The 669-nt window shown below is 27.5% G+C and carries 2 pseudogenes; both read right to left on the bottom strand.

Going from position 1 to position 669, the window contains the following annotated elements:
- Positions 1–340: pseudogene (locus ACLL8X_RS09305) on the bottom strand (motility associated factor glycosyltransferase family protein); the annotation flags it as partial.
- Positions 337–669: pseudogene (locus ACLL8X_RS09300) on the bottom strand (motility associated factor glycosyltransferase family protein); the annotation flags it as partial. The pseudogenes ACLL8X_RS09300 and ACLL8X_RS09305, both read right to left, overlap by 4 nt.

Genomic DNA, 669 nt, shown 5'->3' with positions numbered 1-669 from the left:
CACTTAAGGCTAAGATAAAAAGCTCTATTTCGTTTTCAAAGACAAAAAGATGTTTATAATGCTTGGCTAAATTTTTTATCAATAAAGCATTGCCTATACCATAAATACATACAAAAGGATAACGATGAGTTTTTTCTAAAATACTTTGATAGAAAAAATTTAATTCTTCTTCTAAATTTTCATACATAAAAACTTTATTGTTTTTATCATAGATATTTAAATTTTCATCTATACTAAAAGAAGAGCAAGTTTTAGTTTGTATAAAAGTTAAAAGCTTATTTCCTAAGGGTTCATTGACACCACTTAATAAAGCTTGTATGTTTTTTTCTAGTAAGCTCATAAAAGTTCCTTGATAGAAGTTGTGATAAGCTCTAGCTTATGGGCTAATTTATCTATAAAAAAACAAAGCCACCCATAAAAAGCCTTGATATAGCTTGTCAAAAAATACGCTTCATCTAAAATTTCTTGTTTATAAACCAAACTGATAGCCGCCCCCCGCTCATAGATTACGCCTTTTAAAATACCATCTTGTATAAACTCATCTTCATCTAAGGCGTAATTGAAATTTTGTATATTTTGATAAACTTTTTCTAAAAATTCTAAAGGCAGAATGAAATCTTTAGAAAGTATATTTTCTAAGATTTGTTTTAGGGCTAAGGCATCATCTAA

Source organism: Campylobacter parajejuni, from assembly GCF_046764905.1.
GTDB lineage: Bacteria > Campylobacterota > Campylobacteria > Campylobacterales > Campylobacteraceae > Campylobacter_D.
This window is presented reverse-complemented; position numbering and strand designations above follow the sequence as displayed.